The organism is Azospirillum sp., from assembly GCF_035627195.1.
Classification (GTDB): Bacteria; Pseudomonadota; Alphaproteobacteria; order Azospirillales; family Azospirillaceae; genus Azospirillum.
In genome coordinates, this window is sequence record NZ_DASPMG010000374.1 from 13,065 (window position 1) to 31,528 (window position 18,464).

Annotated in this window: 16 protein-coding genes; 7 read left to right on the plus strand and 9 right to left on the minus strand. The window is 70.6% G+C overall.

The annotated features are described in order from the left end of the window. Positions 1-17: 17 nt before the first annotated feature. From VED21_RS32765 to VED21_RS32795, 7 genes are all read right to left on the minus strand, one after another. On the minus strand, positions 18-1,640 hold the full coding sequence (locus tag VED21_RS32765; RefSeq protein WP_324890052.1) for a GMC family oxidoreductase: 1,623 nt from the start codon (positions 1,638-1,640) through the stop codon (positions 18-20). A gap of 5 nt (positions 1,641-1,645) precedes the next feature. After that, positions 1,646-2,449: a FadR/GntR family transcriptional regulator gene (locus tag VED21_RS32770; RefSeq protein ID WP_324890054.1), complete on the minus strand. Its 804-nt coding sequence runs from the start codon at positions 2,447-2,449 to the stop codon at positions 1,646-1,648. A 44-nt stretch (positions 2,450-2,493) separates the two neighbouring features. After that, positions 2,494-3,288, minus strand: a complete 795-nt coding sequence (locus tag VED21_RS32775; RefSeq protein WP_324890056.1) for a shikimate dehydrogenase — start codon at positions 3,286-3,288, stop codon at positions 2,494-2,496. A gap of 18 nt (positions 3,289-3,306) precedes the next feature. Beyond that, a complete protein-coding gene (locus VED21_RS32780) occupies positions 3,307-4,011 on the minus strand; it encodes an ABC transporter ATP-binding protein (protein ID WP_324890058.1) in 705 nt (234 codons plus the stop codon). Continuing rightward, positions 3,995-5,854, minus strand: a complete 1,860-nt coding sequence (locus VED21_RS32785) for a branched-chain amino acid ABC transporter ATP-binding protein/permease (protein ID WP_324890060.1) — start codon at positions 5,852-5,854, stop codon at positions 3,995-3,997. Before VED21_RS32785 ends, VED21_RS32780 begins: the two co-directional genes overlap by 17 nt. A 5-nt stretch (positions 5,855-5,859) precedes the next feature. After that, positions 5,860-6,732 carry a branched-chain amino acid ABC transporter permease gene (locus tag VED21_RS32790; RefSeq protein WP_324890062.1) on the minus strand — a complete coding sequence of 291 codons (873 nt, stop codon included), beginning with the start codon at positions 6,730-6,732 and terminating at the stop codon, positions 5,860-5,862. Positions 6,733-6,812: 80 nt separating this feature from the next. Then, entirely contained in the window at positions 6,813-8,033 is a 1,221-nt protein-coding gene (locus VED21_RS32795; RefSeq protein ID WP_324890064.1) for an ABC transporter substrate-binding protein, read from the minus strand. A gap of 195 nt (positions 8,034-8,228) precedes the next feature. On the opposite strand from VED21_RS32795, the gene VED21_RS32800 reads away from it, so the two are divergent. After that, positions 8,229-9,236 carry an NAD(P)H-quinone oxidoreductase gene (locus tag VED21_RS32800; protein ID WP_414638366.1) on the plus strand — a complete coding sequence of 336 codons (1,008 nt, stop codon included), beginning with the start codon at positions 8,229-8,231 and terminating at the stop codon, positions 9,234-9,236. After that, positions 9,233-10,012, plus strand: coding sequence for an SDR family NAD(P)-dependent oxidoreductase (locus tag VED21_RS32805; RefSeq protein WP_324890066.1), 780 nt, complete (start codon positions 9,233-9,235; stop codon positions 10,010-10,012). The genes VED21_RS32800 and VED21_RS32805 overlap by 4 nt, the downstream gene beginning before the upstream one ends. A 4-nt stretch (positions 10,013-10,016) precedes the next feature. Here the strand turns inward: VED21_RS32805 and VED21_RS32810 are convergent, their stop codons facing one another. Together VED21_RS32810 and VED21_RS32815 are read right to left on the minus strand one after the other, a co-directional pair. Then, a complete protein-coding gene (locus VED21_RS32810) occupies positions 10,017-10,475 on the minus strand; it encodes a thioesterase family protein (protein ID WP_324890068.1) in 459 nt (152 codons plus the stop codon). An 8-nt stretch (positions 10,476-10,483) separates the two neighbouring features. Next, the gene (locus VED21_RS32815) at positions 10,484-11,215 is read right to left on the minus strand and encodes an SDR family NAD(P)-dependent oxidoreductase (protein ID WP_324890070.1); all 732 of its coding nucleotides are present in this window, start codon (positions 11,213-11,215) and stop codon (positions 10,484-10,486) included. Between the two features lie 106 nt (positions 11,216-11,321). Here VED21_RS32815 and VED21_RS32820 point away from each other — a divergent pair, with 106 nt between their 5' ends. The 5 genes from VED21_RS32820 to VED21_RS32840 all read left to right on the plus strand — a co-directional run bounded on the left by VED21_RS32820 (position 11,322) and on the right by VED21_RS32840 (position 18,452). After that, on the plus strand, positions 11,322-12,083 hold the full coding sequence (locus tag VED21_RS32820) for an SDR family NAD(P)-dependent oxidoreductase (protein WP_324890072.1): 762 nt from the start codon (positions 11,322-11,324) through the stop codon (positions 12,081-12,083). A 14-nt stretch (positions 12,084-12,097) separates the two neighbouring features. Continuing rightward, positions 12,098-14,290, plus strand: coding sequence for an alpha-ketoacid dehydrogenase subunit alpha/beta (locus tag VED21_RS32825; protein WP_324890074.1), 2,193 nt, complete (start codon positions 12,098-12,100; stop codon positions 14,288-14,290). Positions 14,291-14,313: 23 nt separating this feature from the next. Further along, positions 14,314-14,778, plus strand: coding sequence for a VOC family protein (locus VED21_RS32830; protein ID WP_324890076.1), 465 nt, complete (start codon positions 14,314-14,316; stop codon positions 14,776-14,778). 173 nt (positions 14,779-14,951) lie between these two features. Next, the gene (locus VED21_RS32835) at positions 14,952-15,809 is read left to right on the plus strand and encodes a 3-hydroxybutyryl-CoA dehydrogenase (RefSeq protein ID WP_324890078.1); all 858 of its coding nucleotides are present in this window, start codon (positions 14,952-14,954) and stop codon (positions 15,807-15,809) included. 501 nt (positions 15,810-16,310) lie between these two features. Beyond that, the gene (locus tag VED21_RS32840) at positions 16,311-18,452 is read left to right on the plus strand and encodes a methyl-accepting chemotaxis protein (protein WP_324890080.1); all 2,142 of its coding nucleotides are present in this window, start codon (positions 16,311-16,313) and stop codon (positions 18,450-18,452) included. Positions 18,453-18,464: the final 12 nt, after the last annotated feature.

Sequence of the window (18,464 nt, forward strand, 5' to 3'; positions counted from 1 at the left end):
ACCGTTCGCCGCGCCCGTCACGCGGCGGCGGGAATCGCCCCGGCGTCGGCGCGGATGAGGTCGGCGGCCTTTTCGGCGACCACCATCACCGCCGCCTGCGTGTTGCCCGACACCATGCGCGGCATCACCGAGGCGTCGGCGATGCGCAGCCCGGCCAGCCCGCGCAGCCTCAGCGCCGGGTCAACCACCGCGTCCGGGCCCGTCCCCATGCTGCAGGTGCCGATGGGGTGGTAGATGGTCTGGCCGTTGCGCCGGGCGAAGTCGAGCCACTCGTCGTACGACTGCACGTCCGGCCCCGGCGTCATCTCATGCGCGCGGTAGCGGTCCATGACGGGGGACTCGATGATGCGGCGGGCGATCCGCATGCCCTCCACCAGCGCCTCCTGGTCGACGCGTTCGGCCAGGAAATTCGGGCGGATGGAGGGGCAGGCGTGGGGATCGGGCGACGTGACGTGGATGGTGCCGCGCGATTCCGGGCGCAGCTGCGCCACGCCGATGGTCATGCCCGGCGCGCGGTCCAGCACCCGCGTCGCCGCGTTGCCGTAGCTGGCGTGCACGAAGAAGTACTGCACGTCCGGCGTCGCCATCTCGGGCCGCGTCTTGACGAAGCCGTGCGCGATGCCGGTGCCGTAGGTGAGGATCCCCTTGCGCAGGCCGAAGTACTTGGCGACCTCCACCCCCAGGCGCCAGCCACGGGAGATCTCGTTGAGCGTGATGGGCAACGTCACGCGCCAGTTCATGCGCGTGCAGTAATGGTCGTAATAGTTCCGGCCCACGCCGGGCAGGGCGTGGCGCACGGGGATGCCGGCGGCCTGCAGCACCGCTGGGTCGCCGATGCCCGACAGCTCCAGCAACTGCGGCGTCTGCACGGCGCCGGCCGTCAGGATCACCTCGACGCCTGCGGCAACGCTCCGCTCCTCGCCCGCCGGCCCGCCGACGCGGTAGGTGACGCCGGTGACGCGGCCGTCGGCGATATCCAGCCGGGTGGCATGCGCGTCGGTGCGCACCGTCAGGTTGGGGCGCGCCAGCGCCGGCTTCAGATAGCCGTCGACCACGGTCCAGCGCCGCCCCTGGCGCTGCACCGCCTGATAATAGCCGAAGCCCTCCTGGTCGGCGCCGTTGTAGTCGGGGTTGCGCGGGTAGCCCAGGGATTCGGCGGCATGGATGAAGGCGTCGGGGATCTCGTGCCGCTCCGATACGCGCACCACGTTCATGGGTCCGCCGCGGCCGCGCAGTTCGCCCCCGCCGCCCTCGAAGTTCTCCATCTTCTTGAAGTACGGAAGCAGGTCGCGGAAACTCCACCCCGCCGCGCCCTCCTGCGCCCAGCGGTCGTAGTCCTGCGGCTGGCCGCGCACGAAGATCATGCCGTTGATCAGCGTCGATCCGCCCAGCCCCTTGCCGCGCGGCACGACGATCCGGCGGTTGTAGACGCCTTCCTCCGGTTCGGTCTGGAACAGCCAGTTGAAGTCGGGGTTGACCAGCAGCTTGCTGAAGCCGGCCGGCACGTTGACCCAGAACGACGACTTCCGCCCGCCGGCCTCCAGCATCAGCACCGAATGCCGGCCGGATTCGGTCAAGCGGTTCGCCAGGATGCACCCGGCCGTGCCGCCGCCCACGATGACGTAGTCGAACCGCTCCATGGGCTTCACCCCTTGCTGGTGTCCTTGTCGCCGGCCTTGTCGCTGGTGGGGGCCGTGGCCTTGCGCCGGCGCGACGGCGAGGGCGGCGGCGGTGCCTCTTCGGTGGTGTAGAGGTTGAGCCGGCGGCCGGCGTTGCGCAGGTGGCGCTCGGCCGCTCCCCTTGCCTCGGCGGGGTCGCCCTTCTCGACGGCGGCGTAGATCTCCTCGTGCTCGCGCTGCACGTCCAGCGCCAGCCCCTGGAAACGCGCCGTGTTGGTGCGCGCCCGGCGGATGAAGTTGCGCACCTGGTCGTCGAGGAACTGCGAGAGCTGGATGAAGTACGGGTTGCGCGTCATGGCGACGATGGTGCGGTGGAACTCCACGTCCATCTCCACGCCGGTCTCCCCCTCGTCGATGGCACGCTGCATGGCCTTCAGGTGGCCGGCCAGCGTGCGCAGGTCGGCCCGCGTGCGCCGTGCCGCCGCCAGTCCGGTGGCCGCCCCCTCGACGGCGACCAGCAGTTCGATCATGTGGGCCAGTTCGGCGGCGTCGTGGATGCTCTCGAAATCCATGCGCAGCGCCTTGGTCCGCCCCTCCTCGCTGACGAAGATGCCGCGCCCCTGCTGCGACACCAGCAGCCCGTCGTATTTCAGCTGCGAAATCGCCTCGCGCACCACCGGGCGCGACACGCCGTAGGCGTCGCTCATCTCGTGTTCCGACGGCAGGCGGTCGCCCGCCTTCAGTCGGCCGGCCGTGATGTCGTCGCGGATGCGCCGCGCCACCTCGTCCGGCAGTCCCGGCCGCCGCTGAATGGTCTGCTCGCCGCGCATGCTTCCCCCTGAACCCACCTGTACCCCCACCCCGTGCCCCCGGATCACCGGCCGCCGATCAGGAAATCCGCCATCAGCCGCACCTGGTGGTCGAGCATGTGCCGCCCGTAATGGGTGCGGCATCCGCGCGCCTCCGCCGCGGCCAGGAGCGGCGTCCGTTCCGGCTTCATGATGATTTCCGCCACAACGGCCCCGGGCGTCAACGTCGACACGTCGAACGGCAGGGCGTCGCCCTCGGCCAGCCCCAGGGACGTGGCGTTGACCAGCATGTCGTGCCCGTCCGCCGCCGCCGGCCCGGCCGCCACGTCGACGCCGGGACAGGCGGCGCGCACCCGCGCTGCCAGTTCCTCCGCCTTTTTCGCGGTGCGGTTGGCGATGGTCAGGCGGGCGATGCCGGCCTCGGCCAGCGCGAAGGCGATGGCGTTGGCCGCCCCGCCGGCACCGGCCATGCACACCCGCCGCCCAAGCGGATCCAGCCCCTCCGCCCGCAAGCCGGCGACGAAGCCGACGCCGTCGAACATGGTGCCGGTCAGCGTGCCGTCCGCCTCCCGCCGCACGGTGTTGATGGCGCCGGTCAGCCGGCCGGCGTCCTCGACCCGGTCGACCAGTTCCACCATCGCCGTCTTGTGCGGCACGGTGACGATGAAGCCGCCCAGGTTGCGCATGGCCCGCATGGCGGCGACGAAGGTCGGCAGGTCGGGCGACGCCACATGGAACGGCACCAGGATGCCGTCGAATCCCTGCCGCTCGAAATGTTCGTTCACCACCTGCGGCGTGCGCACCTGGGCGATGGGGTCGGCGACGATGCCGAACAGGCGGGTGTGGCCGGTCACCGGCATGGCAGCGCTCCTCGTCCGTCAAACACCCAGGTAGGCCTTCTTGATGTGCGGGTTGTCCAGCAGTTCCGCCCCGGTGCCGGTCAGGGTGACCTGCCCGTTCTCCAGCACGTAGCCGCGGTGCGCGATCTTCAGCGTGTGGAAGACGTTCTGCTCGACGATCAGCACCGTGGCGCCCATGGCGACGATGCGGTCGATCACCTCGAACACCTGCGACACGACGATGGGCGCCAGCCCCAGCGACGGCTCGTCGAACATCAGGATGCGCGGGGCGGACATCAGCCCGCGCCCGATCGCCACCATCTGCTGCTCGCCGCCCGACAGCAGCGCCGCGCGCTGGCGGAACCGTTCGCGCACGCGCGGGAACAGCTCCAGCACCTGCTCCAGGCGCTGGTCGGCTTGCCGACGCGCGCGCGGCGTGTAGGCGCCCATGAGGAGGTTGTCGGCCACCGTCATGAAGGGGAAGAGCTGGCGCGCCTCCGGCACCATGGTGACGCCGCGCTCCACCACCTCGTGGGAGCCCCGGCCGTGGATCGCCTCGCCGTCCAGCGTGATGCTGCCCGTGCTGATGGGGATCAGGCCGGAGATGGCGCGCAGCGTGGTCGTCTTGCCGGCCCCGTTGGCGCCGATGATGGTGACGACCTCCCCGGCGTCCACGCGGATCGACACCTTGTCCAGCACCGCGGCCCGGCCATAGCCGGCCGAGACGTCAGTGAGCGTGAGCATGGGTGTACTCCTTGCCCAGGTAGGCCTCGATCACGCGCGGGTCGTTGACCACCTCCTGCGGCGTGCCCTCCAGCAGCGGTGCGCCGGAGCTGATGACCAGCACGCGGTCGGAGATGCTCATGATCGCGTGCATCACGTGCTCGATGGCGATGATGCTGACGCCGGCCTCGCGGATGGCGTTGATCATGGCGATGGAGCGTTCGACGTCGGCCCGGCTCTGCCCCGCCATCACCTCGTCCAGCAGCAGGATGCGCGGCTTCATGGCCAGAACCCGCGCCACTTCCAGCCGCTTCAGCCCGCCGATGGTCAGGTTGCGCGCCAGCGTGTCCCGCTCCTCGGCCAGGCCCACCATCCCGGCGATCTGCATGGCCAGCGCCTTGGCCTCGTCCACCCCCGGATGCACGCGGAAGGCGCCGACCATGATGTTCTCCAGCACCGACAGCTGGCCGAAGGGCTGCACGATCTGGAAGGTGCGGCCCACCCCGGCGGCGGCGAACTGGTGCGGCTGCCGTGGCCGCAGCACCGATCCGTCCGGCCCGATCACCTCCACCGTGCCGTCGTTCGGCGTCAGGAAGCCGGAGAGCAGGTTGAACAGCGTGGTCTTGCCCGCCCCGTTCGGGCCGATGATGCCTAGCACCTCGCCCCGCCGCAGCTCGACGCTGACGTTGTTGGTCGCCAGCAGGCCGCCGAAGCGCTTGGTCAGCCCGTGGGCGCGCAGGATCGGTTCGCCGATCGTCCGCCCCTCCGGGTTGCGGACGTAGGCCGGCGGCAGCGCCGGCAACGGCGGCTCCGGCCGGCGACGGCGCCCGCCGGGCAGCCCGTCCACCCAGTGCGCCACCCGCTCCCCCACCGCGCCCACGATGCCGTGCGGCAGCAGCAGCACGACGGCGATCAGCACCACGCCGTAGACGAAGCCGTGCAGGCCCGTGGCGCCGGCCCCCAGCCAGACGCGCGCCATCTCGGTCAGCGGCACCACCAGCAGCGTGCCGGTCAGCGGCCCGGCCACCGTGCCCACGCCGCCGATCAGCGCGAACATGGCGATCTGCACCGCGAACGGCAGGGAGAACATCTGCGCCGGCTCGACGAAGGTGACGTACATGGCGTGGAAGGTGCCGATCATCGCCGTCAGCGCGGCCGAGATCACCACCGCCCAGATCTTCATCATCACCGTGTTGATGCCCATCGCCTGGGCGGCGTCCTCCCGCTCGCGCACGGCATCCAGGTAGGAGCCCATGCGCGAGTTGCGAATCGCCACCGACACCAGCAGCGTCAGCACCAAAAGGCCGAAGGCGATGATCAGCGACGGCATGCGGTCGCGGAAGATCATCCACTCCCACCCCAGGCGCAGCGGCACGATCAGGCCGGCGGCCCCGCCGGTCCACGCCTTCTCGTGCAGCGCCAGGAGGCGCGTCACTTCCAGGAAGGCGATGGTGGACAGCGCGAAGAACGGCCCGCGCAGGCGGAAGCAGGGGTAGCTGATCGCGATGCCGACCACCGCGGCGATGGCGGCCCCGGCGAACATGCCGATCCACGGCGTCAGGTTGTAATGGATCGCCAGCAGGGCCGCCGTGTAGGCGCCGATGCCGTAGAAGATCGTATGGCCCAGCGACAGCTGCCCGGTGAAGCCGCCGACGATGTTCCAGGCGGTGGCGAGTGCGGCGTAGGTGCAGATGGTGATGGCGATGTGCGTGAAGAACGGCTGCCCGATGCCCAGCGGCACCAGCAGGAACAGGCTGAGCGCCGCCACGCTGACGTAGAAGCGCGGGTCGGTCAGCCGCGCCAGCGGCCGGGACGGCGCGCCCGCACCCGGCGCGGCGGAGGTTCCGTTTGCCTGGACGGTCATGGCACTTACTCCGAACCGCGGCCCAGCCCGAACAGGCCGGTGGGGCGGACGACGAGGAGGACGAGGAAGATGCCGAAGTACACGACCTCCTTGAGGTCCGGCGCGATGTAGTAGCCGCTGAGCGAGTCCACCAGCCCGATGATCAGCGCGCCCAGGAAGGCACCCCACAGGCTGCCCATGCCGCCCAGCACGACGATGACGAAGGCGGTCAGCACGAAGTAGGTGCCGATGGTCGGGAACACCGAATACATCGGCGTCAGCAGCGCCGCTGCCAGCCCGACGCAGGCCGCGCCCAGGCCGAAGGAAATGATGTAGACGCGGTTGACGTTGACGCCCATCAGGCGCGCGGCCATGCGGTGCTGCGCCGTGGCGCGGATGGCGCGGCCGAGGTAAGTGCGCTGCATGAACAGGTGCAGGCCCGCCACCAGCGCCACTGCCACCACGAACATCGCCACCTGCCCGAACACCACGCGCACCGGCCCGACCGAGAAGCCCTCGCGCACCAGCGGCGCGTCGATGGAGCGCAGGTCGGCCCCGAACACCAGCAGCGCCAGGTTCATCAGCGCCGTCGACAGGCCGACGGTGGCGAAGATCTGCACGTGCGGGTCGCTGTCCAGCAGCGGCTGGATGAGGAAGCGCTGGATGGCGGCCCCCAGCGCGAAGAACAGCACGATCAGCGGCACCGCCGAGATGTAGGGGTGGATGCCCCACTGGCCGGCCATCAGGTAGGTCAGGTACATGCCGATCATCAGCAGCTCGCCGTGCGCGAAGTTGATGACGCGCACGATGCCGAAGATCAGGTTCAGGCCGACGCCGATGACCGCGTAGAGTCCGCCCAGCAGCAGCCCGCTGACGACGAGCTGGATGAAGACGTCCATCGGGAGTTTTCCTTCTGTCGCCGAGGCGGGGCGCCGTTAAGCCTCTCCCCCATTTCGGGGGAGAGGCTTTGGCCTGCCCCTCAGCCGCCCGAGCCCAGCTTCACCGGAGCCACGGCGACGTTCTCGGGATAGACGGTGACCAGCTCGCCGCCCTGCCACTGCATCAGGAAGGGCTTGGCTGCCACGTTCTGGCCCTTGGCGTCGAACTTGACGCCCCAGCCGGTGGCCGACTGGAACGGCGGCTTCTCGGTCGCCAGCACGGAGGCGCGGATGGCGTCGCCGTCCAGCGACTTCGCCTTCTCCATGGCGTCGAAGAACACCATCGCCCCGAAGTAGTTGGCGAGGCTGTGGCCGGAGCGCGGCTCGGTCCCGTACTTCTTCTTGTACGCCTCGACGAACTTGTCCAGGCCGACCGCCGCCTGCGGGTTGGTCTTGTACTGGGTGAAGTCGACGTTCAGCGCCCCCTCGATGGTCTCGGCGCCCACCGCCCGGGCGGTGTCCTTCAGCGAATAGCCGCCGCCCGCGCCGATCACCGCCTTCGGCTTGTAGCCGGCCTCCTTCGACTGGCGGAAGAACAGCACCGCGTCGTTCTGGTAGGCGGTCTGCAGCACCACGTCCACCGCCGCCCCCTTCAGGCGCTGGATCAGCGACGACATGTCCACTGTGTTGGCGGCGTAGGGCAGCACCTCCACCACATTCAGGCCAAGTTCCTTCGCGCGCTCCTTCTGGAAGCCGGAGACGGTCTGGCCGTACAGGCTGTCCTCGTGGATGATGGCGACCTTCAGCGCCTTGGCATCGGCGCCCAGCTTCGGCGCCACCACCTCGGGGATGGCGCTGACGGTGATCTGCGCGAAGGATCTGGCCGTCGGGTTGGTGCGGAAGATGTACTGGAAGCCGCGCTCGGTGATCGGGTCGGAAACGGCGCCCAGCTCGAAATACGGAACGCCGGCCAGTTCGGCCACCTGACTGGCGGCGATCGACAGCGAGGAGGAATAGGTGCCGAAGATGGCCTTGACGTTCTCAACCGACGTCAGGCGCCGCGCCTCGCCCACGGCGGCGTTGGCGTCGACGCCGTCGCCCTTCACCAGGACGATCCTGTTGCCCTTGACGCCGCCGGCGGCGTTGCGCTCCTCCGTGGCGATCTCCAGGCCGCGGAAGGATTCATCGCCCAGCAGGGCGAGGCCGCCGCTGAACGGATAAAGCGCGCCGAACTTCACGTCGGCGGCCGACACGGCGGCGGGGAGCGCCGTGGCCGAGACGGCCAGGGCGGCGGTGAACGCAAGTCCGATGATCCGTTTCATGTTTCCTCCCTGGATCGGTGTGCGCTGGATCGCGTGTGCATCGCGTGCCGTCGGGCCGGTTCTTCGGGACCGGATTGCCGACGCCGTGGCGCCGCCCTTATCGCGGGCGCAAGCATCTTGAGTTATCATCAGGTTGTCTGGCAAGCTGATTTTCAGCACACGAAATACCTTGGAACGAAAGAGGAAACGCCAGCCGTGAGCGACCGCCTCCCCGCCGCCATGACCCACATCCGGCTCGATGGCTACGGCCCGCCGGAGAACCTGCGCCCCGACACCATGCCGGTCCCGGCCCCGGAGGCGGGGGAGCTGCTGATCCGCGTCGCCGCGGCCGGCGTCAACCGGCCGGACGTGCTGCAGCGCCTGGGCAACTACAACCCGCCGCCCGGCGCCTCGCCGGTCCTGGGGCTGGAGGCGGCGGGCACCGTCGTCGCGTGCGGTCCCGGAACGCAGCGCTTCGCGGTGGGCGACTCGGTGTGCGCGCTCACCCCCGGCGGCGGCTACGCCGAATACGTCGTGGTGCCGGAGCCGCAGTGCCTGCCCGTGCCGAAGGGCCTGTCGCTGCTGGAGGCGGCGGCCCTGCCGGAGACGTTCTTCACGGTGTGGGCGAACATGTTCGGGCACGGGCGGCTGCGGCCGGGCGAATGGGTGCTGGTGCACGGCGGCACCTCGGGCATCGGCACCACCGCCATCCAGCTGGCCAAGGCGTTCGGCGCGCACGCCATCGCCACCGCCGGCAGCGAGGAGAAGTGCCGGGCCTGCCTCGACCTCGGCGCCGACCACGCCGTCAACTACCGCGCCCGCCCGTTCGAGGACGCGGTGCTGGAGCTGACGGGCGGGCGCGGCGTCGACGTGATCCTCGACATCATCGGCGGCTCCTACGTGCCGCGCAATCTGAAGGCGCTGGCGATGGACGGGCGGCTGGTGCAGATCGCCTACCTGGAGAGCAGCACCGTCCACGCCGACTTCCTGACGCTGATGACCCGCCGGCTGACGTGGACCGGTTCCACCATGCGGCCGCGCACGGTGGCTGAAAAGGGCGCCATCGCCGCCGACCTGGAGCGCGAGGTCTGGCCGCTGATCGAATCCGGGCGCGTGCGCCCGCGCATCCACGCCACCTTCCCGCTGGCCGAGGCGGCCGCCGCGCACCGCCTGATGGAATCGAGCGCGCACATCGGCAAGATCATGCTGGAGGTGGCATCATGACCACGCATGCGGGGACTACCCACGCCGGCCGCACCGTGCTCGTGACCGGGGGCGGGCGCGGCATCGGCGCCGCCATTGCCGCCGCCTACGCCCGCGCCGGCGCCCGCGTCGCGGTGCTGGACGCCGACGCCGCATCGGCCCAGACGCAGGCCGCCATCCTGGCGCAGGGCGGCACGGCCGCCGTCGGCCTGGGCTGCGACGTCGCCGTCTACGAGGACGTCGAACGCGCCTGCCGGGAGGCGGAGGCGGCGCTCGGCCCCGTCGACGTGCTGGTCAACAACGCCGGCATCTCGCCCAAGCACGCCGGGCGGCGCGCCGATCTCTGGGCGATGGAGCCGGCGGAATGGCATCGCGTGGTGGACGTCAACCTGAACGGCGCCTTCCACACGGCGCGCGCCCTGGTGCCGGGCATGCGCGAGCGCGGCTTCGGGCGCATCGTCAACATGTCGTCGGTGGCGGCCAAGGCGCACTTCGACCTTGTCGCCGCGCACTACAGCACGACCAAGGCGGCGCTGATCGGCTTCACCCGGCATCTGGCCGGCGAGCTGGGTCCCTTCGGCATCACCGTCAACGCGCTCGCCCCCGGCCGCATCGACACGCCCCTGATGCGCACCGTGGCGCCGGAGCTGAACGCCGCCGTGGTCGCCCAGACGCCATTGCGCCGCCTCGGCACGCCGGAGGAGGTGGCCGACGCCTGCCTGTTCCTCACCTCTCCCGCCGCCGACTTCATCACCGGTCAGGTCGTCGACGTGGCCGGCGGCTGGATGATGACGTGATTTTCTACTCCTCCACCGCGCCGTCGCGTTCGATCATGCGGGCGCGCACGGCGTCGGGGATGGGGACGCGCTCGCCGGTGGCGTTGACCATCAGCACGCACAGCGCCGTGCCCACGGCGGCGCAGCCCTGTCCCCAGGCGGCGTATTCCATGCGGAAGCTGGTGCGGCGCAGCGACAGCGTGCGCGCGGTGACGACGATCCGGTCGCCGTACGACAGCGGCGCCAGGTAGCGCGCCGTCACCTCCGACAGCACCGGCCCCGGCGTCGCGGCGGTCAGGCGCGGCAGCCCGGCCCATTCCAGGTACAGGTTGCGCGCGTCCTCGAACCAGCCGAGGTAGGCGCGGTGGTTGGCGTGGCCGAAGGCGTCGGCGTCCGCCCAGCGCACCTGATGGGGAAAGCCGAAGCGCCAATCCGCCGGGATGCCGTGGCGGCGGCGCAGGTCGTCGGTAACCTCGAAGTCCATATTTGCCCTCACCCGGCCATATGGAGGCCGCCATTGACCTGCACCACCTCGCCGGTGACGAAGGCGGCGGCGTCGCTGCACAGGAAGGCGACGACGCCCGCCACCTCGCCCGCGGTGCCCAGCCGCCTCAGCGGTGTGGAGTCGATCATCGCCGCCCGGCGCTCCGGATCCAGGGCCTGCATCATGCGCGTGTCGATCAGCCCCGGCGACACGGCGTTGACGCGCGTGCGCGGCGCCAGTTCGCGCGCCAGACTGCGGGTCAGCGCCAGCACGCCGCCCTTGGCGGTGGCGTAGGGCGTGTGGTCCAGGCTGCCCCGGTGCCCGGCCATAGAGGCGATGTTGACGACGCTGCTGCCCTCCGACAGGTGCGGCAGCAGGGCGCGCACCGTCAGGAACACGCCGTCCAGGTTCACCGCCAGCGCGTGCCGCCATTGCTCGTCGGTGACGGACACCAGCGGCAGGTGCTGGTAGAGGCCCGCCCCGGTGACCACCGCATCGACCCGCCCGAAGCGCTCCGCCGCCCGCTCCGCCACCCGCTGCGCGTCGGCGGACAGCGTCACGTCGTGGCGGCAGACCAGCACTTCGGCCGCCAGCGTGTCGGCGAAGGCGGTCAACCCCGCCTCGTCGATGTCGGTCAGCACCAGCCTGGCGCCGGCGGCGGCGAACAGCGTGGCGATGGCACGCGGAATCTCGCCGTTCGCTCCGGTGATCAGCGCCACCCGCCCCGACAGTTCGAACATGCCGTCCCTCCCGCACATCAAAGAGCCCTGATTGTCAGACAAGCATATCATTTGCTAGGCTCCGCGCAACGGGCGATCGGGCGGCGAAATGCCTGCGGGAGGGACCATGCCTGAAGGACAGCGGGTGGCGCTGGTCACCGGCGGTGCGGCCGGGATCGGCCGGGCGGTGGCCGAGCGCTTCGCGGCCAGCGGCCACGCCCTGGCGCTGCTCGACGTCGACCACGCCGCCGTCGAGGCCACGGCCGAGGCTCTGCGCGCGGCTGGCGCCACCGTGCTCGCCCTGCCGGCCTCGGTGGCCGACGAGGCGGCGGTGGACGCCGCCGTGGACGCGGCGGCGCGCACCCTCGGTGGGCTCGACGTGCTGGTCAACAACGCCGGGGTCTCCTGCAACAAGCCGGCGCTGGAGCTGACGCTCGCGGAGTGGCAGCGCGCGCTGGACATCAACCTGACCGGCGTCTTCCTGGCGGCGCGCGCCGCCGGCCGCCACATGGTGACGCGCAAGCGCGGCGCCATCGTCAACATCGGCTCCATGTACGGCACCGTGGCCGCGCCGGACCGCGCCGGCTACTGCACCACCAAGGCCGGGGTGGACATGCTGACGCGCGTGCTGGCGGTGGAATGGGCCGCGCACGGCGTGCGCGTCAACGCCGTGGCGCCCGGCTACGTCCGCACGCATCTGGTGGACGAGCTGGTGGCGCAGGGGCGGCTCGACGCCGACGCGCTGGTCCGCCGCACGCCCGCCGGCCGCCTGGGCCGGCCGGAGGAGGTGGCGGAGCTTGTGCACTTCCTGGCCTCCGACGCCGCCGCCTTCATGACCGGCCAGACCGTCGGCCTGGACGGCGGCTGGACCGCATACGGCTACCTGTGAGGAGCCCGAACGCCATGACAACGCACCACCCGCTGAAGCCCGCCGCTCCCTGGCGGGAGCTGCGCACCACCGCCGCCGACTGGGATGCCGCCGGCCCGGCGCTGCTCGGCACCATGCTGACCGCACTGCACCTGATCCGCGCCTTCGAGGAGAAGGTGCTGGAACTGGCAGGCCAGGGGCTGGTGCACGGTCCGGCGCATTCCTCCATCGGGCAGGAGGGCGGGGCCGTTGGCTCCATCCTGCCGTTGCGCGTCGGCGACCAGATCAACGGCTCGCACCGCGGCCACCACCAATTCCTGGCCAAGGCGCTGGGCTATGTGGCCCCGCACGGCCTGGACCCGCGCGCCGGCATGGCGGCGGAGGTGCAGGCGCTGATGCGCCGTACGCTGGCGGAGATCCTCGGCCTCGCCGAGGGGTTCTGCAAGGGCCGCGGCGGCTCCATGCACCTGCGCTGGGCGGATGCCGGGGCGCTGGGCACCAACGCCATCGTCGGCGGCGGCGTGCCGATGGCCGCCGGTGCGGCGTGGGCGCATCGCCGCGACGGCACCGGCGACGTGGCGGTCACCTATTTCGGCGACGGCGCCGTCAACATCGGCTCGGTGCTGGAGACGATGAACCTCGCCGCCGCCTGGAACCTGCCGCTGTGCTTCTTCGTCGAGAACAACGGCTACGCCGTGTCCACCCGTGTCGACGAGGCGACGCGCGAGCAGCGCCTGTCGTCGCGCGGCCCGGCCTTCGGCATCCCGTCCTGGCGGGTGGACGGCATGGACCCGTTGGCCGTCCATCTCGCCATGCGCGAAGCGCTGGAGGTGATGCGGAGCGGCGGCGGGCCGACGCTGATCGAGGCGGAGGTCTACCGCTACTTCCACCAGAACGGCCCCGCCCCCGGCAGCGCCTTCGGCTACCGCAGCAAGGAGGAGGAGGCGCAGTGGCGTGCCCGCGACCCGCTGGACCGCGTGGCGCGCGAGATGCAGGCGCGCCGGCAGATCGCCGCCGCCGAGGTGGCGGCCCTGCGCACGCGCTGCACCAATCTGATGGACGCGGTGGCGGGCGAGCTGCTGGAGGCGCAGCCCGGCACGGTGCCGCGCATCCGCCCGGCGCTGTGGCCCTCGCCCGATTTCCGCGACGTCGGCGTACGCGGCGACCTGTCCGAACTGGCCGGCGTCCGCACGGCCGAGCAGGAAACCTTCACCGGCCGTCTGGAAGAACGGAAGTTCATCGACACGGTCGCCGACGTCATGCATCGCCGCATGGCCCGTGACGAGCGCATCGTCGTGCTGGGCGAGGACGTGCATCGCCTGAAGGGCGGCACCAACGGCGCCACCCGCGGCCTTGCCGATGCCTTCCCCGGCCGCGTGCTGGGCACGCCGATCAGCGAGAACGCCTTCGCCGGGCTGGCCGGCGGCATCGCCATGGACGGCCGCTACGTCCCGGTGGTGGAGTTCATGTACCCGGACTTCCTGTGGGTCGCGGCCGACCAGGTGTTCAACCAGATCGCCAAGGCCCGCCACATGTTCGGCGGCGACGGCGCCATGCCGCTGGTGCTGCGCACCAAGGTCGCCATGGGCACCGGCTACGGCTCGCAGCACTCCATGGACCCGGCGGGGATCTTCGCCACCTCGGTCGGCTGGCGCATCGTGGCGCCGTCCACACCCTTCGACTACGTCGGTCTGATGAACAGCGCGCTGCGCTGCCAGGACCCGGTGCTCGTGCTGGAGCACGTGGACCTCTACAACAGCAAGGGGATGGCGCCGGTCGACGACCTCGACTTCTTCATCCCGCTGGGCAAGGCCAGGGTGGCGCGCCGGGGCGGCGTGATGACGGTGCTGGCCTACGGCGCCATGCTGGCGCCGACACTGGACGCTGTCAGCCGCCTCGGCGTCGACGCCGAGGTGATCGACCTGCGCAGCCTCGACCGCGCCGGCCTGGACTGGGAAACCATCGGCGCCTCCATCCGCAAGACCAACAGCGTGCTGGTGGTGGAGCAGGGCTCGATCGGCACCTCCTACGGCACGCTGCTGGGCGACGAGATCCAGCGGCGATTCTTCGACTGGCTGGACCAGCCGGTGCAGCGCGTGCATGGTGGCGAGGCGTCGCCCAGCGTGTCGAAGGTGCTGGAGGCCGCCGCTTGCGCCGGAGCGCGTGAGATCGCGGACGGCCTGCGCCGCACCCTGCGCGACCAGGGGGTGAAGCTGGCCGCCGAATGACCGGGAATCGAAGGACTTCGCCCATGACCATGCTCGCCCCGCTGGAGGTCGGCATCTGCTGCGCCGATCTCGACACGCTCGCCGCCTTCTACACGGGCGTGCTGGGCTTCACCGCGGTCGGCACCATCGAGGTGCCGGCCGAAAAGGCCGTCGGGACCGGCCTGTGCGACGCCGGCTACCGGGTGACCCGCCTGCAGACCCCCTACGGCGAGCGGATCAAGCTGCTGCAGCCGGCCACTCCGCCGGCCGAATCGGCCCCGGCCGCGCGCATCCTGGACCGGCGCAACACCGTATACCTGACCTTCATCATCGACGACCTGCACGGCATGGTGGACCGCCTGCGCGGCGCCGGGGTGGAGCCGCTGACCGGCCCCGAGCCGGTGGAGGTGCGCCCCGGCACCGTCCTGGCCTTCGTCCGCGACCCGGAGGGCAACGTCCTGGAGTTCGTCCAGTACGCCGACGTCCGCGCCTACCGCCCCGACCTGTAGGCCGGACCGTCGGCGCACCCGGGCGGGACGCTCTTTCACGAACTGCACCGTATCGGCGGCCGCCGCGCCCTGGTAACCATGTGCATCGGCGGCGGGCAAGGACATCGCCGCGATCTTCGAGCGGGTGTGAGCCGGCGTCGGGCCGCGCTCACAGGAACGAAAGGACAAGACCAATGATCGAATCAGTTGGCATCATCGGGGCCGGCACCATGGGCAACGGCATCGCGCAGGTGTGCGCGGCGGCCGGGCTGAGCGTGGTGATGGTCGACATCTCCGACGCGGCGGTGGCGCGCGGCCTGTCGACCGTGGGCAACAGCCTGGACCGTCTGGTCAAGAAGGAAAAGATGACCGCCGCCGACCGTGAGGCGGCGCTGGCGCGCATCACCGCGACGACGGACAAGGCCAAACTTACGTCCTGCGACCTGGTGATCGAAGCGGCGACCGAGAACGAGGAGCTGAAGGTCAAGATCCTGAAGGATCTGTGCCCGACCCTGAAGCCGGAGGCGCTGATCGCCACCAACACCTCGTCGATTTCCATCACCAAGCTGGCGGCGGCGACCGACCGTCCGGACCGCTTCATCGGCATGCACTTCTTCAATCCGGTGCCGCTGATGGCGCTCCTGGAGCTGATCCGCGGCCTGCAGACCTCCGACGATACCCACGCCAAGGCCGAGGCCTTCGCCAAGCGCGTCGGCAAGGCGCCGATCACCGCCAAGAACAGCCCGGGCTTCGCGGTCAACCGCATCCTGTGCCCGATGATCAACGAGGCCATCTTCGCCCTTCAGGAAGGGCTGGCGACGGCCGAGGACATCGATTCCGGCATGAAGCTGGGCTGCAACCACCCGATCGGTCCGCTGGCGCTCGCCGATCTGATCGGCCTGGACACCATGCTGTCGGTCATGGAGGTCTTCTACGAGGGCTTCAACGACCCGAAGTATCGCCCGGCCCCGCTGCTGAAGGAAATGGTCGACGCCGGCTTCCTTGGCCGCAAGACCGGCAAGGGCTTCTACGACTACGGCGCGTCCGCCTGAGTCCAATGGCGCGCGCGGGCTTCCCGCGCCGCTTCCTTCCTTATCCGATATGGCTGGAGCGCCGGGGGCATTCGTCCCCGGCGCCGCTTTCGCGTGGGCCGGAGGAACCTGGCGCGAGCCATCGGTGTGGCCGTGCGGGCACTCAAGCGGACGGGATTCGCGATTCTGTTTGATAGGCGGAACTTCCGCTTTGCCTCCACAATCTCTGAGCGCCATTATGCCATGGGGCGCGGTCGTGTCGTCGGCATGACCCTGGACCACCCGCCCAAGAAGAGTATGGGCGGGACTTATGTTTACTTCGGCGTGTGATCAAGAAAAAGGCAGTGAGGAGGTTCGTCTTGATGGCCGCGGTACTGGAGGTGCCGTCACAGGCCCTTGCCGTGGCCGGCGTTCTGCTGTCCGTCGCGGCGTCGTCGGCGCGGTGCTGACTGGGCTTCATGCCCAGAGGCGCCGGGCAAGGCACGGTTGCCCATAAAAGAAAAATCATGGGAGGGTTTGGAGGTGTTTCTTCGGCACAAGATTCCTGGTGCGCTGGTCATCTCGGCGGTGACTTCGGCGCTCCTGCTCGGCGGTTTCGCTTATTCGGTCGCCAGCGACCGGCTGCGCACCGCCGCCCACGACAAGCTGGTCGCGCTGGCCGACGCCCGTGCCGCCAGCGTCCAGTCCTACATCGAGGGGCTGGAAGGCGACATCGCGCTCACGGCCAACACGCGCTCCATGCGCGACGCGGTGGTCGCGCTGAACAACGGCTGGCGCATCGAGACCGAGCGCGGCGAGCCGGCGTCGCGGCTGCGCCAGCGCTACGTCGACGACAACCCGCATCCGCAGGCCGAGCGCTACAAGCTGGAGAAGGCCGAGAGCGGCGCCATGTACGACATGGCGCACCTGCGGCTGCACTCGTGGATGAGCGACCTGATGCTGCGGCGCGGCCTCGCCGACGTGCTGCTGGTGTCGCCCGACGGCAATGTCCTCTACAGCACGGCCAAAGGCGGCGACTTCGCCAAGCCGGTGACGGCGGGCGCGCTGGCCGCCGTGGTGGAAAAGGCCAAGCGCGATCTCAAGGCCGGCGCGGTGCACATCGCCGATTTCAGTGCCTACGCCCCGGCCGGCGGCGGGCCCTCGGCCTTCCTGGCCAGCCCGCTGCTTCTTCCGCAGCCGGACGGCAGCATGCAGGCCTTGGGCACCCTGGTGTTCCGCCTGGAGCCGGGTGGGCTGGACCGCATCATGCGCGCCACCAGCGGCATGGGCGACACCGGCGACACCTTCCTGGTCGGAGCCGATGGCGCGCTGCGCAGCTCGCCGCGCTTCGCTGCCGGTGCTGCGGTGCTGAAGCCCTACGCCGGCGGGGCGCTGTCGGCCATCAACGGCGACCCGGACCGAATCGGCGTGGTCGAGGCGACGAACGTCGGCGGCACGGGGCATGCGCTGACGGCCTACCGTCCCATGCAGCACGGCACCTTGCAGTGGCTGGTCCTGGCCGAGGCGGCGGTGGACGAAATCCTGGCGCCCGTGCACGCCATGCGCAACCAGATGATCATGGCTGGGGCGGGGCTTCTGGTCGTGGTGTGCCTGATCGGCATCCTGTTCGCCCGCGGCATCACCCGTCCGCTGTCCGCCATGTGCGACGCGATGCAGCGTCTGGCCAACGGCGAACGCCAGCTGGACGTGCCGGCGCGCGGGCGCGCGGACGAGATTGGCGGCATGGCCGCCGCCATGCAGGTGTTCAAGGACGCGCTGATCAAGGCGGATGCCCTGCACGCCGAGCAGGAGCGCGTGCGCGCGCTGCGCGAGGAGCGGTCGCGCCGGCTGGAAGGCGTCACCCAGGGGTTCGACGCGCGGGTCAGCGGCATCGTCCGGGCGGTCGCCACCGCGGCGGGCGGGCTGGAAACGACGGCGTCGTCGATGAGCGACGGCGCCGACCGTACCCTGCACGAGGCGACGAGCGTGGCGGCGGCAGCCGAGCAGACGGCCGCCAACGTCGGCACGGTGGCGCATGCGGCCAACCAGCTGCGCTCCTCGATCGGCGACATCGGCCGCCACATCGAGGAGTCCGGCCGCATCACCAGCGCCGCCGTGGGTGCGGCCGCGCAGGCGGGCAAGACCATGCGCGACGCGGTGGAGACCGCCAACCGCATCGGTGCGGTGGTGCAACTCATCCACGACATCGCGGCGCAGACCAACCTGCTGGCGCTCAACGCCACCATCGAGGCGGCGCGGGCCGGCGAGGCCGGCAAGGGCTTCGCCGTCGTCGCCGGTGAGGTGAAGAGCCTGGCCAGCCAGACCGCCAAGGCGACCGAGGAGATCTCCGGCCAGATCGCCACCATGCAGTCGGTGACCGACGGGGCGGCGGCGGCGATCGGCCAGATCGTGTCGGTGATCGAGGAGATGGGGCGCATCTCCGATATCGTGTCGAGCGCCATCGGGGAACAGGGCACGGCAACCATGGAGATCGCCGCCAACGCCGAGCAGGCCGCCAAGGCCACGCAGTCGGTGACCAGCATCATCGACGGTGTCGCCAAGGCCGCCGACACCACCAAGACCGTGGCGGGCGAGGTTCTGGCATCCTCCCAGGACCTCACCCGGCAGGCCGGCCACCTGCGCAGCGAGATCGAGCGCTTCCTCGCCGACATCAAGGCTGCGTGATCGCGACGGCGG